Source organism: Mesorhizobium sp. BR-1-1-10 (assembly GCF_020165595.1).
Classification (GTDB): Bacteria; Pseudomonadota; Alphaproteobacteria; order Rhizobiales; family Rhizobiaceae; genus Mesorhizobium; species Mesorhizobium australicum.
Genome location: NZ_JAIUIL010000002.1, coordinates 569,448 through 584,383, shown reverse-complemented (window position 1 = coordinate 584,383; position 14,936 = coordinate 569,448). Strand labels below are relative to the sequence as shown.

At 63.6% G+C, this 14,936-nt stretch carries 15 protein-coding genes; 4 read left to right on the top strand and 11 right to left on the bottom strand.

Annotated elements, in window-relative coordinates:
* Positions 1-80: 80 nt before the first annotated feature.
* Positions 81-986: a DMT family transporter gene (locus tag LB555_RS05890; RefSeq protein WP_015318528.1), complete on the bottom strand. Its 906-nt coding sequence runs from the start codon at positions 984-986 to the stop codon at positions 81-83.
* 9 nt (positions 987-995) lie between these two features.
* Positions 996-1,934, bottom strand: a complete 939-nt coding sequence (locus LB555_RS05885) for a DMT family transporter (protein WP_224682433.1) — start codon at positions 1,932-1,934, stop codon at positions 996-998.
* Positions 1,935-2,272: 338 nt separating this feature from the next.
* On the opposite strand from LB555_RS05885, the gene LB555_RS05880 reads away from it, so the two are divergent.
* The 3 genes from LB555_RS05880 (at position 2,273) to LB555_RS05870 (ending at position 4,588) form a co-directional block, all read left to right on the top strand.
* Positions 2,273-2,854: a VOC family protein gene (locus LB555_RS05880; protein ID WP_015318526.1), complete on the top strand. Its 582-nt coding sequence runs from the start codon at positions 2,273-2,275 to the stop codon at positions 2,852-2,854.
* Positions 2,855-2,880: 26 nt separating this feature from the next.
* A complete protein-coding gene (locus tag LB555_RS05875) occupies positions 2,881-3,714 on the top strand; it encodes a glutathione S-transferase family protein (protein WP_015318525.1) in 834 nt (277 codons plus the stop codon).
* Positions 3,715-3,880: 166 nt separating this feature from the next.
* Entirely contained in the window at positions 3,881-4,588 is a 708-nt protein-coding gene (locus LB555_RS05870; RefSeq protein WP_015318524.1) for a response regulator transcription factor, read from the top strand.
* 13 nt (positions 4,589-4,601) lie between these two features.
* Here LB555_RS05870 and LB555_RS05865 read toward each other — a convergent pair whose 3' ends face one another.
* The 3 genes from LB555_RS05865 to LB555_RS05855 form a co-directional block, all read right to left on the bottom strand.
* Positions 4,602-5,705: a polyamine ABC transporter substrate-binding protein gene (locus LB555_RS05865; RefSeq protein WP_015318523.1), complete on the bottom strand. Its 1,104-nt coding sequence runs from the start codon at positions 5,703-5,705 to the stop codon at positions 4,602-4,604.
* A 69-nt stretch (positions 5,706-5,774) separates the two neighbouring features.
* Positions 5,775-6,881, bottom strand: a complete 1,107-nt coding sequence (aguA, locus tag LB555_RS05860) for an agmatine deiminase (RefSeq protein WP_015318522.1) — start codon at positions 6,879-6,881, stop codon at positions 5,775-5,777.
* A 162-nt stretch (positions 6,882-7,043) separates the two neighbouring features.
* Positions 7,044-8,561 (bottom strand): S10 family peptidase, encoded by a 1,518-nt coding sequence (locus tag LB555_RS05855; protein ID WP_015318521.1) that lies wholly within the window; start codon positions 8,559-8,561, stop codon positions 7,044-7,046.
* 195 nt (positions 8,562-8,756) lie between these two features.
* Here LB555_RS05855 and LB555_RS05850 point away from each other — a divergent pair, with 195 nt between their 5' ends.
* On the top strand, positions 8,757-9,260 hold the full coding sequence (locus LB555_RS05850; protein WP_015318520.1) for an OsmC family protein: 504 nt from the start codon (positions 8,757-8,759) through the stop codon (positions 9,258-9,260).
* 50 nt (positions 9,261-9,310) lie between these two features.
* Here LB555_RS05850 and LB555_RS05845 read toward each other — a convergent pair whose 3' ends face one another.
* From LB555_RS05845 to radA, 6 genes are all read right to left on the bottom strand, one after another.
* A complete protein-coding gene (locus tag LB555_RS05845; protein WP_015318519.1) occupies positions 9,311-9,529 on the bottom strand; it encodes a hypothetical protein in 219 nt (72 codons plus the stop codon).
* 169 nt (positions 9,530-9,698) lie between these two features.
* The gene (locus LB555_RS05840; protein WP_015318518.1) at positions 9,699-10,340 is read right to left on the bottom strand and encodes a hypothetical protein; all 642 of its coding nucleotides are present in this window, start codon (positions 10,338-10,340) and stop codon (positions 9,699-9,701) included.
* A 77-nt stretch (positions 10,341-10,417) separates the two neighbouring features.
* On the bottom strand, positions 10,418-11,158 hold the full coding sequence (locus LB555_RS05835) for an SDR family NAD(P)-dependent oxidoreductase (RefSeq protein ID WP_015318517.1): 741 nt from the start codon (positions 11,156-11,158) through the stop codon (positions 10,418-10,420).
* Positions 11,159-11,206: 48 nt separating this feature from the next.
* Positions 11,207-12,676, bottom strand: a complete 1,470-nt coding sequence (gene purF, locus LB555_RS05830) for an amidophosphoribosyltransferase (RefSeq protein WP_015318516.1) — start codon at positions 12,674-12,676, stop codon at positions 11,207-11,209.
* 104 nt (positions 12,677-12,780) lie between these two features.
* Positions 12,781-13,440: a CvpA family protein gene (locus LB555_RS05825; protein WP_015318515.1), complete on the bottom strand. Its 660-nt coding sequence runs from the start codon at positions 13,438-13,440 to the stop codon at positions 12,781-12,783.
* A gap of 47 nt (positions 13,441-13,487) precedes the next feature.
* Entirely contained in the window at positions 13,488-14,891 is a 1,404-nt protein-coding gene (gene radA, locus LB555_RS05820) for a DNA repair protein RadA (protein ID WP_015318514.1), read from the bottom strand.
* Positions 14,892-14,936 lie beyond the last annotated feature (45 nt).

Sequence of the window (14,936 nt, the reverse complement as noted above, 5' to 3'; positions counted from 1 at the left end):
GGTTTGGGGGGACTTGGGGGGTGGCCCGTCGCACTAATAATGTCCGGGCACGGTGATGGTTCCGTGACTTGGAAAATTTTTTACGAAATATTTGAAGACGCTTGCCGGGAGCGTGCCTTCAGCCAATCGCGGCCGGCATGGGCAAAGACGGCGCCGAGCACGATGGCCCCGCCGACCATGCTGGCCAGCGGCGGGATTTCGGCCAGGAACAGAAATGCGAACAGGATCGCGAACGGCACTTCCGCCGAACCGAGCAGGCCCGATTCAGGCGCCGGGATCAGCCGCGAGCCTTCCGTCCACAGAATGGAAGCCAGCGCGAAGGACGCGCCGAAGGTGGCAAGCAGGATGGCGTCCCTTGATGAGACCGCCAGGGGATCCGTGACGAACCATCCGAGTATGAACAGCAGGAAGGCCGAAACCGCGCCGGCCCACACCACGGGCGTGTCACGGAACGCGCGAACCATGATCATGTACAGCGCGCTGCCGGCCGTCATCAGCAGCGCCAGCCCGTCGCCGAACAAATTGCCGGTGGCAAAACCCGACCACACCATGATGGCGACCCCGCACAGCGACACCGCCGCCGCCACCATCGTCTGCAGCCGGAAAGGTTCGCGCACCAGCATCCAGGCCAGTACGGCGGCAATGAAGGGCGACGTCGCGTAGATGACCGCGACATTGGCGACGAAAGTGAACTTGAAAGCGGAAATGAAGGCGATGCTGGCCAGTGCGCCTTCGACGGCTAGCAGCCAGCCGCGCCAGCCAAGCCGCAGCGGTTCACGGTTGCCGGCACGGCGGCGGCGCCACAATACGTAGAGGCTGATCAGGATCGCGCCGACAAAGCCGCGCCAGCAGGTGATCGTCAGCGGATCGGCATGGATCGACTTGGTCAACACGCCGGTCAGCCCGAATACCGCCGCCGAGGATGATACCAGCAGGATACCCAGCGTGCGTTCGGTGGTTTCCGCGGTGGCCGTGATCTCATTCATGCCGGCAGCCTACCTTGCCTCGTCCTGACATCGTCGCGTCGGGAGTAGTGACCATCCAAGTCGAAGCCGCTTGCGGAAATGTTCGCCGCCGACGATCAGCAGGCCGGCGGCGACGATAAGGGCGGCACCCAGGAACACTTCGCGGCGCGGCACGTCGCCCCAGATCGCGAAGCCGAGCGCGAACGCCCACAACAGCGAGGTGTACTCGAGCGGCGCCAGGATCGATGCCCGCGTGCGCTTCATGCCTTCGAAGAGAAGGTATTGCGCCAGGCCGCCGAGCGCACCGACGCTGGCAAGAAGCAGCAATTGTGCCGGGTCCGGCGTATGCCACCACGACAGCGCCGGCACCGCTGAAAAAACCAGGAAATAGAAATTGTTGAGGAGGAGCTGGATCGTCGAGCGCTCGGCAAGCGCCGTCTTGCGCAGAAGCACGATGGCGATGCCCCAAAGGCAAGCCGCCGCCAGTACCAGCAACACGGGCACGGACAGGCCAAGATGGGCGGGATCGCAGGCGACAAAGACGCCGGCAAAGCCGATCAGAACCGCCAGCCAGCGCACAACAGGCACCTTTTCGCCGAGCAGGACCACCGATAGCACGGTGACGATGATCGGAGCCGCGTAATAGACGGTGGTCAGTTCGGCGAGTTGCAGGCTGCGGGCGGCATTGTAGTAACAGAGCCAGGCGGCGAGCGTGAAGGCGCTGCGCACCAGCATCGGCCGCACGATCGGCGAGCGCACCGTATCGGCGAACAGCGGCCGCCCGCCGATCACCGCGCAGGCGCCAAGAATGGTGATGCTGCGGAAGAACATGATCTGCCAGACGGTCATGCCGGTGACCAGCAGTTTGATCGAGGCGTCCTGCGTCGAAAACAGCAAATAGGCGGCGCCCGTCAGCAGGATTCCGGCGAAGACCCTTTCGCGTGTATCGAGAATGGCGATATCGGCCATAAGGCGTGCGCCTGCTTGAGTGAAGGCGGCCCCAGCCCCCGGCGGCTCCGCACCTGCCAGCTATACGGGCGAAATCCCGCACGGCGCTGCTCCAGCACCGCGCTTGCTTTTGGGGCAGGCGGCAATGGCGCGAAATGCAAGCTTGTCCCGGATGCGGCTTCTGGCGCGGCAGGGTCGATTGGTTTAGCATCATCTTATAAAGCCGGAGACGAAGGCAGGCGCGCAGAACGCCGAGGGACGGACATCGAATTGGCGCTCAGCTCATGCCAGATGTAGCATGTGCGGGCGCGGCGTGACGGGCCGCCTCTGCCAGAGCGGATATTGCGGGGAGAAGGCCGATGCAGAAACTGCAGTCGCAAGGCGTCCATCACATCACGCTGGTCGGTGCCGGTCGCCAGACCTCGATCGATTTCTGGGAAGGTGTGCTGGGCATGCCTTTCATCTTCGAACAGCCCAACCTCGACAAGCCGAGCGAAAGCCATCTTTATTTCGATCCGGGCGACGGCCGGCTGATCACCATCTTCACCGACGAGACCCGCACGGCCGTGCAGCGCCGCACCCCGACCGACCCGGGCTGCGTGCATCACATCGCCTTTTCGGTGTCCCGCGTCACTTTCCTGCAGGCGGTCGCCCGGCTCGACGAGCGCGCCATCAAACACAGTGGCGTCAAGGATCGCGGCTTCATGGATTCAATCTATTTCGAGGATCCGCTCGGCCTTCTGATCGAGCTTGCCTCTTATCGTTTCGAGCCGCCTGCAGGCTTCACCCATGCCGATGTGCTGATGGAGGCGCATAAGCTTCGCGTCACGCGTGGCGACTACAACATCGCCGAGGTGCATCTGGCTGATGCGATCCAGGCGCTGGTGGAACGCGCGCGCGCGACATTGTCGGCGGACCGGGCGCCCAAAAATCCATACTGAAGGCTGAACAGGCAAGGGAGGAACACGTGGCAAAAGCAGTGGCGAAAAGCGCAGGGAAACCGGCCGCCAAACCAGCGGCAAAAGCGGCAGCAAAAGCTGCGACCAAGACGGCGCCAAAGGCCGCCGGCAAGACGGCGGCCAAGGCCAAGGCGAAACCGGCAAGGAAATCGGCGCTGACCATCAGCATGCTGAAGCCGAGCGTCAACAACATGACCGTTCGCGTCTTTGCCCGCGCCGCCGGGCTCGACCATGCGGAGACCGATGCGTGGGGGCAGACGCGCTCGCCCGAATACATGGCGCGTAATCCGGCCCACCTGACGCCGATGATCGAGGACAAGGGCCTGCCGCGCGGCGTGCTGTGGGAGAGCTGCGCCATCATGCAATATCTTTCCAACAAGCATGGGCTGGAGAAATTCTACCCCAAGGCGCCAGCCAAGCGGGCGATGATAGACAGCGCCATGTTCTATCTGATCGGCACGCTTTATCCCTATGTCGCGCGCGCCACTTATCCGGCGCTCGGCTTCCCGCAATATGCCGGCGAAGTCGGTCACAGCGACGCCCACCCGGATAGGAAATCGGAGGCGCAGAAGGCCGCGGTCGCCGCCATTGCCGAGCCTCTCGAGGTCTTCCACTCCTTCTTCCGCGACGGCAAGCCGTTCATCGGCGGCAAGAACCCGTCGATCGCCGACATCCGTCTTGCGGCGACGCTCGAATTCCTCGCCGTCATCGACTACGCCCTGCCCAAATGGGCGAAGGAATACATGGCTGCGATGGAGAAGAAGCTCGGCAAGGCCTATGCTGGTCCGGCCAGCGACGTTCGCGGCTACATTGCCCATGTGAGGTCGCAGGCCAAGGCGTGAGTCCAACCAGTCGATGGGGCGATGAGCTGCGGAAGCGGCCGCGGGACTGATCTTACCGGCTCCCTCGCGGTTCCCCGCCAGCTTGAAGTTGGCGGGGCTTGCTTTAGTCTGGGCGCGGATGCAGTCGATTTTTTCTCTCGACCGGCTTGAACGCTGGAGTGGTGGCGTGGCCGCCGCGGCCTTGGCGGCAACGCCCGAAGACTTGTCGGCCCGCTTCAGCGCGGCGGCAAGGGTGCTGCTTGGCTCGGATCGTGTCTATGTTGGCTTCTATCGTCGCGACATAACATCCCTGACCATCGACGATGCCGGACCCGATCGCTGGAACCGCGACTATGATGCGCGCGTCTATCGCCAGGATCCGTTCTTCCAGAGGTTCGCCAGCACCAGACAGGATTTCCTGCTGCCGTTGTCGGCTCTCAGCCAAGGCGATTTCCAGCGCACGCCGTATTACCGCGAATTCTACGGGCCCTCCGGCAGCTTCGATGAAATAACCGGCGTGTTCAACCTCGACGGACTGACCGCCGGCTATGTAACCTTTCTTCGCCGGGAAGGCGCACCGCGTTTTGGCGAGCGTGATCTGGCTGTGGCCGGCGCGGCGAGCAGCGCGACAAAGCTCATTCTGCAAAGGCTGCTTCATTTGTGCCGTCTTCGCGACAAGGGTTCCGCAATCGAAGCCGCGGGGTCGCAACTCAGCGCCCGGGAAAGGCAGATCGCGCGGCTCCTGGTCGAGGGTGGCAGCGCCAAGACGATTTCGCGAAACCTGTCAATTTCACCCGGCACCGTGCGCAACCACATCAAGCAGGTCTACCGCAAGCTCGGTGTGCACTCCCAGATCGAGTTGTTGGCCATAGGCTGGAAGGCCTCGCCCAACTGATGGTTCGCCAGCTTCACTGTCCCGTCACGACGCGTGTCCACATGCGGTTTTGCAGTCGCAGCAGCTTTGCGTCGTTGTTTTCGACCACGAACAGCTTGGCCTTTACATCGTCGGATGGGAAAACGCCGGGATCCTTTGCGACGGCCTGATCCATCAGCGGCAGGGATTCCGGGATCGCATTGGCATAGGAAACATAACTGGAATTGGCCGCTGCGATATCGGGCCGCAAGTTGAAATCGATCCAGGCCTGGGCATTCTCCGGATGCGGCGCATCCTTCGGCACGGCCATCGTATCGAAGTTTATCAGCGTGCCTTCCCTTGGAATGGAATATGCAATCTCCAGCTTCTTCGCGGATTCCGCCGCACGGGTCTTGGCCTGCAATATGTCGCCCGACCAGCCCAGCACGACACAGATGTCGCCATTCGCCAGGTCGTTGATGTATTTCGACGAGTGGAAGTAACGGATATAGGGCCGCACCTTGCCCATCAGCTCTTCGACCTTGGCGAGGTCGTCCGGATTGGTCGACCTGGGATCGATGTGGAGATAGTTCATAGCCATAGGAATGATCTCCGCCGGAGCATCGATCATGGCGACGCCGCAATCGGAGAATTTCTTGACGACGTCGGCGTCGAAGACCATGGCGAAGGAACCTGTCGGCGCATCCGGCATCCGTTGCTTGACGGCAGCGACATTGTAGCCGATCCCGTCTGTGACGGCCATGTAAGGCACGGCGTACAGGTTCTGCGGATCCGCGCCCGCGATCAGCGACAAGGCTTGCGGATCGATTTTCGAGTGGTTTGAAAGCTTCGATCTGTCGAGCCGCAGGAAAGCGCCTGCCTTCAACTGGTTCTTCAGGAACGGAAAGGCCGAGGGATAGACCACGTCATATCCCGAGCCGCCGGTGAGCAGTTTCGTCTCAAGGACCTCGTTGCCGTCATAGACATCGTAGCGGACCTTGATGCCCGTCTCCTTCTCGAATTTCTCAGCCGTGTCCGGGGCGATGTAGTCGGACCAGTTGTAGACGTTGACCACCTTCTCATCGTCCGCCCGGGCGACGCCGAAACTGATGCCGCAGGCAAGCGCGGCGGTCAGGATTGGGAAGAGCAGAGCGCGCATGGGTATCTCCTTTTGCCTGGCGGGCCGACGCGGCGCACCGTTCTGATTTCACTTCGGCACGCTTGCCGCTCAACGCCGGTGGGGCGCATAAACGGGTAACGTGATACAGGCGACATTGCCGCCTCCGAGCAGAATTTCGCGGGAGTTCTCGATGCCGACGAGCTTGTGATCGGGAAACAGCGTGGCCAGCTGTTGCTTTGCCTTCCCGTCGAGATTGCAGCCGAATTCCGGCACGACCACGACGCTGTTGCCCGGATAATAGTTGATGTAACTCGCCGCGATCCGGTTGCCGGTCGGCCGTGCCCAGGTCGAATCGACCCGGTCCACGCTCTCGCTTTCTTCCATCGTCATCTCGATCGGCAGGGGATGGTGCAGCCGATGAACCTCCAGGCGACGGCCACGCGCGTCGCGGGCCGAGCGCAGCACCTCTTCGGCTTCGCGTACGATCTCATATTGCGGATCGTCCCGCTCGTCGGTCCAGCTCAGCGCCACAACGCCCGGACGAACGAAGCAGCAGAGGTCGTCGACATGGCCATCCGTCTCGTCGAAAGCAAAACCGCGCGGCAGCCAGATGATTTTGTCGACGCCGAGATAGTCGCCAAGCTGTTGTTCCACCTTCGCCTTTCCGAGATGGGCATTACGGTTGCGATTGAGCAGGCACTGCTCGGTCGTGATGAGCGTGCCTTGGCCGTCGCATTGCAGTCCGCCGCCCTCGGCGATCAGCGGTGCGCGATAACGGTCCATCCTCTCGATATCGAGGACCTTTTGCGCCACGAGGTCGTCGAGATCCCAAGGCGAGTAGAGGCCGCCGTCGAAACCGCCATAAGCGTTGAAGATCCAATCGACGCCGCGCACTTCGCCTCGATCATTGACGACGAAATTGGGGCCACTGTCGCGGAGCCAGGAATCATTGGTCGACATTTCCACGACGCGCACATGGCTGGGCAATCGCGCTCTTGCGTTCTGCCACTGGCGGCTGGACGCCGCCACCGTCATCGGCTCGCTTTGTGCGATCGCCGCAGCGACATTGGCGAACAGCCTCTGCGCGGGCTTGGCGCCCAGCCGCCAGGTGTCCGGCCGTTCTGGCCAGATCAGCCAACAGCCCGATTTGGGCTCGAATTCGCCAGGGGCGCGAAACCCATCCTGCCTCGGTGTGGTCGAGAGCGTATGTGACATTGTGGGACCACCGGGAAATGGAATGACGAAACCTCGCCCGATCAGACGGTTTTGGGACCTTGTCCGTCAATGTCCCATTTGGGACAGCTTGATCACTGCACCGGCCACCGGTCCTGCATCGGCGCCGGGCCTTGGTTGCCCGGAGACTCGATGTCCCGTTGGCTACTGGGTTGCCTGGTAAAGCTCCGAAGCGGCCTGCTTCAGCGCGCGCCGTCCGTCCGGTTCGAGATACATCATGTGCCCACCTTCAACGACGTCGAGGCGGATCGGCCTGGCGCCGGCGAGCGACGGGATCTGGCTGACCAGATAACGCGACGCCAGATAGGGAGTGACGAGATCGGTGTAGCCATTGACGATGACGACGCCCAGCGCGGGATTCAAGGACCGCGCCCGTTGCAGATCATCCATCACACCGGCATAGCCCTGGCGCGAGGCGCTCGTCCCGTAGTTCCAGTTGTGGCTGATATCGCCGTTCAGCAAGCGGTAGCTGACATCGGTGCGAAAGTTCAGCTCGTCGCGCGCGTAAGCGACAAAGGCCGAGGTCAGCGCCGGCACACTACGGTCCAGCACCGGATCGGGGCCAGCGATACGGGCACTCTGGGGAGCGATGTCCGCCGTCGCGATCATGCCGTCATAGGGGCTGAGCACCTTGCCCGCGGCACGGCCAAACTCCCTTGCGAAGAGCGAGGTCGGGACGCGGGCGAAGTTGCGGTGAACGAGGTCGAGAGGCAGGCCGGTGATCTCGGCCACGCGATCACCCGCCAGCCGTCCGCCTTGCTCCAGCCCACTGGTGAGCGCACTGAGGTACTCGCCAAGTGCATAATGCTCGACCTCGGCGAGCTTTTTCCGCAAAGTGTCGCCGCTGACACCTTCACTGCGCAGGCGAACCGCGGCGAGGGAGGGTAGTTCGAGAGCCCAATGCAGCGGCTCGAATTCGTCGGGCTGCACCAGGGTGAATTCCAGCGCCGGCGAGATCAGCACGATGCCGCTCGGGCTGATGCCGATATCTTCCTGCAGCGTCCTGGCAAGCAGTGCCGCGCGGAACCCGCCATAGCTCTCACCGGCGAGGAACAGCGGAGATCCCATGCGGCTGTTTTGGGCGAGATAGAGCCTAATGAAGGCGCCGATCGAACTGGCATCCTGGCTGACGCCCCAGAAGTCGTGCGTATCCTGGCCGGGCGCCTCGCGGCTGTAGCCGGTTCCCACCGGGTCGACGAAGACGAGGTCGGTCATGTCGAGCCAACTGTCGGGATTGTCGATGAGCTTTTGCGGCGAGGGGAGGAATTCCCCGCCGGCTCCGGTCGCCACGACGCGCGGTCCGAGCGCGCCGAGATGCAGATAGGCTGAAGCGGCGCCCGGGCCGCCGTTGAACACGAAGGTGATTGGCCGCAGTGCTTCCGTCGCCACGCTCTCCCGCGGCTTCAGCGTATAGGCAACATAGAAGATCTCCGCCGTGATCTCGCCCTTGCCGGAGAGCAGCGGAAGCGTGCCGGCCTTTGCCTGATACCGCAGGCTGCGTCCGCCAATGGTGATCGAATGGTCGGTGATCTCAGGTGACGGCAGCAGTGAAAGCACGCCGCCCGCGGGTGCCGGCCGCTCCGCCGTTTCGGCCAGGAGAGGCTGCGCGAAACCGGCAAGCATGAAGAGGACAAGGGAGACGAGTTTCAGCTTGGAACGCATGAGACCTCCGCGGAAAAGACTCCCGCATAGCTATGGCCGAGGCGGATGAAGTCAAAGGGATCAGACGATGGCGCGCCCACTGCTGTTGTTTCCGCCGAAACCAGTTCCTGACAGCTTGGGTCGTCATGTTTGGATTGCCTCACACGTCTCGCAGGACCATGCTATCAAGGCAGAAAGCCTGTCGGAGGAACGAAAATGGACGCAACCGAGCTGAAGGCCATGCAGGCGCCGCTGAAGCAGGCCTACCGCGACGACGCCACGCAAGCACTGATCACGCTAAGGGCAAAGGGCTCGATCGACGAACAGTCGGTGGCCTGCAAGGTGGAGACGGGCAGGGCGTTGGCAATCGCCGGCCTTCATCCGGCAACAGGCGGCTCGGGGCTCGAACTGTGCTCCGGCGACATGCTGCTCGAGGCGCTGGTGGCGTGCGCCGGGGTGACGCTGAAGGCGGTCGCGACGGCGCTCGAATTCAAGCTCGGCGCCGCTACCGTTGAAGCCGAAGGCGACCTTGATTTTCGCGGCACGCTTGGTGTCGCCAAGGATGCGCCGGTCGGCTTTCGCGCCATTCGGCTCAATTTCAATCTCGACACGGCGGAGCCTCCGGAGCGCATTGATTCGCTGCTGAAGCTGACCGAGCGCTATTGCGTGGTGTTCCAGACCATCAACCAGAAGCCGGAACTGACGGTGAGCGCGCGGTGATGAATCACAAGGCCCGCGGCAGCGGTCGCGGGCCTTGTGATATCTGATGCTTACTGAGCTGCCGGCTCTTCGGCGTCGCCTTCGTCGGTGAAGGGCGAGGCGCTCGGCACGCACTGCACGGACCAGCCGGCGGGTGTCGGCTGCTTCTGATACTCGGTGATGGCGGCGGTGCACTGTTCGCGCTTGTCGAAGGTGCTGGGCAGCACGACCATGCCGCCCTGCGGGCCGGCGATTACCAGATACCAGACCAATGCTGCGGTCGTAGCCATGGAGTTTTCCTTGTTCTGCCCAGATCGGGCTCTCGTTGCGGGATTCGCTCGATCCTAACAACTCCTCGGAAATGACGAAAGCATGACCGCCCAGCGGCTTCTCCCCTCAGATCACAGCCGCGTGATGATCCGTCGGGTTCCTAGCTGCGGTATTGCCCTCCGCCGTGGTTCAGTCGGTCGCAAAGCAATAGAACAGGCCGTCGCCGCCTGTGCCTTTCAGCGCCTCCTGGCTGCAGCCGCCACGCGAGGCATGCGAAGAATTCCACGACTTCGCCGCCGCCGAATCGTCGAGACCGGTGCGGTCGTGATGGCCCATCATCGCCGCCCCTTCGGAGCCGCTCATCGTCCAGTCGCCGCAGGTCTGGTCGGCGATCCTGGTGCCGTCGGGCTTGGAGCCGGTCAGCATGTCGTGCCGGTTGGGCGTATCGCCGCGGCCGTTGACCGTCTCACCCTTCTCGTTCAGCGCGGTCTGCTTGGTGATGCCGTTGGCGTCGCTGTGCAGCGAGGCGACATCATCGGCGATCTTGGCGCCCTTGGCGTTGAACCAGGGCCCCTTGCCGATGCGATCGCGCGCATCCTCCGTGCTGGTCGAGAGATAGGCGTGCCAGGTCTTGCCGGTGACGCCGGCGGCTTCCGCCAGCGACGCGCAATGGGTGTCCGCGCCCTTCAGGCCGCTGAGATCGCCGCCCTTGCCGGAGCCGACGCTGGTGACGAAGAAACTCATCTTGGTATCTTGGGAAACGGCCACGCCCACCGTAGCTCCAAGAGCGGCGGCAAGGGCGGTGGCGGCAACGATGGCTAGTCTTGGCATGTCGGTACTCCGGTTTCGAATGTCCTACGTCAGAAGAACGTAGCCGAAGGCTGTTTTAATCCATTTCGAACCGGCTTTTATTCCGGTTGTCGGTAGGCGACGAAGCGGTTGTGCTTGGCCTGGAAGATCAGGCCGGTCTCTTTGAGATCCGGGCTGGCCAGCGGCACGATGCGTTTGGCGATCTCGGAGGGGTGCGGCAATGTCTCGGGATCCTCACCGGGCACGGCTTGTGCGCGCATCGCGGTGCGGGTGGCGCCGGGGTCGGCTGCATTGACGCGCAGCGGCAGACTTTGCGTCTCATGCGCCCAGGAGCGCATCATGGTCTCCACCGCCGCCTTTGATGCCGCGTAAGGCGCCCAGAAGGCGCGCGCCGAATGCGCCGCGTTGGACGACAGGATAATCGCCCGGCCGGCATCCGAAAGCCGCAGCAGCGGGTCGACCGAGCGGATCAGCCGCCAGGTCGAGGTGACGTTGATGGTCATCACCTTTTCGAAGGTCTTGGCCTCGACATGGCCGATCGGCGAGATGACGCCAAGCACGCCGGCATTGGCGACGAGGATGTCGAGCTTGCCCCAGCGCTCGTGGATGGCGCCGCCCAGCCGGTCGATACCGGCCATGTCGGCGAGATCGAGCGGCACCAATGTCGCCTGGCCGCCGGCCGCCTTGATCTGGTCGTCGAGTTCTTCCAGCCCGCCGACGGTGCGGGCAACCGCGATGACATGCGCGCCGGCCGCAGCCAATTCCCTGGCGATGAAATAGCCGATGCCGCGCGAGGCGCCGGTGACGACCGCGACGCGGCCCGTAAGGTCGAGGGTCATGCGATGGCTTCCGGAACTCTGGCTAAGGCTGATGACGGTCCGGCAATTCTACGAGCCGCTTGTCGCCAGCAGCGACAGCGTGCGCACATTGTCGTGGCCTTCGAAGTCGAGCAGGCGGGTCGGGTACTGGCCGGTGAAGCATGCATCGCAGAACTGCGGCTGCTCGTCGTCGCGGCTGGCCTCGCCGACGGCGCGGTAGAGACCGTTGATACTGAGGAAACCGAGCGAATCGACCCGGATGAACTCGGCCATCTCTTCCACCGACATGCGCGAAGCCAGCAGCTTCGACTTCTCCGGCGTGTCGACCCCATAGAAGCACGATGCGCTGGTCGGCGGCGAGGCGATGCGCATGTGCACTTCCTTGGCGCCGGCGTCGCGCACCATCTGCACGATCTTCTGGCTGGTGGTGCCGCGCACGATGCTGTCGTCGACCAGCACCACGCGCTTGCCCTCGATCATGCGGCGATTGGCGTTGTGCTTGAGCTTGACGCCCATATGGCGGATCGAATCGCCGGGCTGGATGAAGGTGCGGCCGACATAGTGGTTGCGGATGATGCCGAGTTCGAAGGGAATGCCCGCCGCCTGGCTGAAGCCGATTGCCGCCGGCGTGCCGGAATCCGGCACCGGTACGACGATATCGGCGTCGACTGGATTTTCCTGAGCCAGTTCCGCGCCGATGCGCTTGCGCACCTCATAGACATTGCGGCCCTCGACCGAGGAGTCGGGTCGGGCGAAATAGACATATTCGAAGATGCAGAAGCGGGTCTTCTGCGGTTCGAACGGGAACAGGCTCTCAATGCCCTTGGAGGTGACGACGACCATCTCGCCGGGCTTCAGGTCGCGCACGAAACGCGCGCCGATGATGTCGAGCGCACAGGTTTCGGAGGCCAGGATCCAGGCGCCGTCGAGATCGCCCAGCACCAGCGGGCGGATGCCGAGCGGATCGCGGCAGCCGATCATCTTCTTGGCCGTCATCGCCACCAGCGAGAAGGCGCCCTCGACCTGGCGCACCGCGTCGATGAAGCGCGAATTGAGGTCGCGCTCCTTGCTGGTCGCGACCAGATGCAAAAGCGTCTCTGTGTCGGAGGTGGAGGAGAAGATCGCGCCTTGCTTCTGCAGCGCGCGCTGCACCGTCATGGCGTTGGTGAGGTTGCCGTTATGGGCGACGGCAAAGCCGCCATCGGCCAATTCGGCGAAGAAGGGCTGGATGTTGCGCATGCCGGCGCCGCCGGTGGTCGCGTAGCGCGTGTGGCCGATGGCGCGGTTGCCTTGCAGGCTGTCGATGACGCGCTGCTTGGTGAAGGTGTCGCCGATCAGGCCGACATGGCGTTCGACATGGAACTGGGTGCCGTCATAGGAGACGATGCCGGCCGCTTCCTGACCTCGATGCTGCAGCGCATGCAGACCGAGTGTGACGATGGCCGCCGCGTCCTGCCGGCCAAAGATGCCGAACACACCGCACTCGTCATGAAAATGATCGTCAGCCTCGGCGGAAAGCACGTCGTCTGCGTCTGCCATCTTAAGCTCCGCTAAAATCGCCATATAAGGCGGTCGCGCGTCGAAAGCAACGCACCGCGTGCGGTCGTCTACATGGATCGATCGCCAGACGCCTCGTTCGGACCTCAATTCGCCGGCGCTGGCGCCGGCTTGGCGGTGTTGTCGGCAGGACCGGCGTCGTTGTCGTCGGGCGCCGGCGCATTGGCGTCGTCGCCGCCGGCTGGTGCATCCGCCGCCGGTGCGTCGGGCGCGACGGGGGTCTCGGCGGCCGGCTGATTCGGATTGAGCTTCTTGAGGATGGCGTTTTCCGGGTCCTCTGGCAGCAGGCTCTCGAGCTTGGCGCCGATCTGTTCCAGCAGCGGCCGCGACTTGGCTTCCGTGACCCAGGCCGGGGCCTTGGCGCCGGCCAGCCAGTTGAAGAACAGCAGCGCGACAGCGACGACCAGGACGCCGCGCGCGGCGCCGTAAAGGAAGCCGAGCGTGCGGTCGAGGGCGCCGATGCGCGAATCGATGATCCAGTCGGCAAGCTTCATGGTGATGACCGAGACGACGATCAGCGCGATGATGAAGACCACGCCTGCGGCCGCCGCCATGGCGATCTTCTCATTGTCGATATAGGGCTTCAGGTAGGGCAGGACCGGTTTGTAGAAGAAGAAGGCCGCCGCCGCCGCTGCCGCCCAGGAGACGACCGAAAGCACCTCGCGCGAAAAGCCGCGAACCATGGCGAGCATCGCCGAGACCAGGGTGAAGCCGACGAGAATTCCGTCAAGCAGCGTAATCGGCATGTTTTTGGCCCCACTCCGATCTCTTGTTCACGACTCGACGAGCCGCGTCATTCTTCATCGTCGGCACGGCCGCGCCGTGAGCCGGCTATGCGCGCCACGAGGTCGGCAAGCTCGGTGGGCTGGAAAGCGCCGGCCCCAATCCCCCCAGCAAGTTCCTCGCTGCCCACGGGCAGAACCGCGCTACCAAAACCCAGCTTTTCGGCTTCCTTGAGACGCTGCTGCGCATGCGCAACCGGCCTCACCGCGCCCGAAAGGCTGATTTCGCCGAAATAGACGCAATCGGCGGAGAGGGCAAGACCAGTGAGCGAGGAAACCAGTGCGGCGGCGACCGCGAGATCGGCCGCCGGCTCGCTGATGCGGTAGCCGCCCGCGACGTTGAGGTAGACGTCATGCTGTCCGAAACGCACACCGCAATGTGCCTCCAGCACTGCCAGGATCATCGACAGCCGCGCGCCGTCCCAGCCGACCACCGCCCGGCGCGGCGTGCCGAGCGAGGAGGCCGCGACCAGCGCCTGGATTTCGACCAGAACCGGCCTGGTGCCTTCCATGCCGGCGAAAACCGCTGCTCCCGGTGATTTCGCGTGCCGTTCGCCAAGGAAAAGCTCGGATGGATTGGAGACCTCGCGCAGACCTTTGTCCGACATTTCGAAGACCCCGATCTCGTCGGTCGGTCCGAAGCGGTTCTTCACCGTGCGCAGGATACGGAAGTGGTGGCCGCCTTCGCCCTCGAAATAGAGCACGCCGTCGACCATGTGCTCGACCACGCGCGGACCGGCGATCTGGCCTTCCTTGGTGACATGGCCGACCAGCACGATCGCGGCACCCGTGGATTTCGCGTAGCGGATCATCGCCTGCGCCGCGGCGCGCACTTGTGTGACGGTGCCTGGCGCCGAATCGGCCAAGTCGGTCCACAGTGTCTGGATCGAATCGAGGATGACCAGATCGGGCCGCTTGCCGTCGGCGATCGTGGCGAGGATATCCTCGACATTGGTCTCGGCCGCGAGTTCCACCGGCGCCGATGCGACGCCGAGCCTCTGCGCACGCAGCCTGATCTGGGCAACTGCCTCTTCGCCCGAGACATAGACGATGCGATGGCCCTTGGAGGCAAGTGCGGCCGCGGCCTGGGTGAGCAGCGTCGATTTGCCGATACCGGGATCGCCGCCGACCAGAAGTGCAGAGCCCCGAACAAAACCGCCACCGGTGGCGCGGTCGAGTTCGCCGATACCTGAGATGATGCGCGGCGCGTCCTCGATATCGCCTGAAAGTGTGGTCAGCACCACCGCGCGGCCCTTGCGGGCGTTGCGCGTGTTGGCAGGACCCGAGCCGATGCCGCCAGATGTGCCTTCCTCGACCAGCGTGTTCCACTCGCCGCAGGCATCGCATTTGCCGGCCCAGCGCTGATGCACCGAACCGCAATTCTGGCAGATGAACTGGACGCGGGATTTGACCACGCTTTACCTTCCCGCCCGCTGGCGGGCGCCACGCGCGACAGCCAA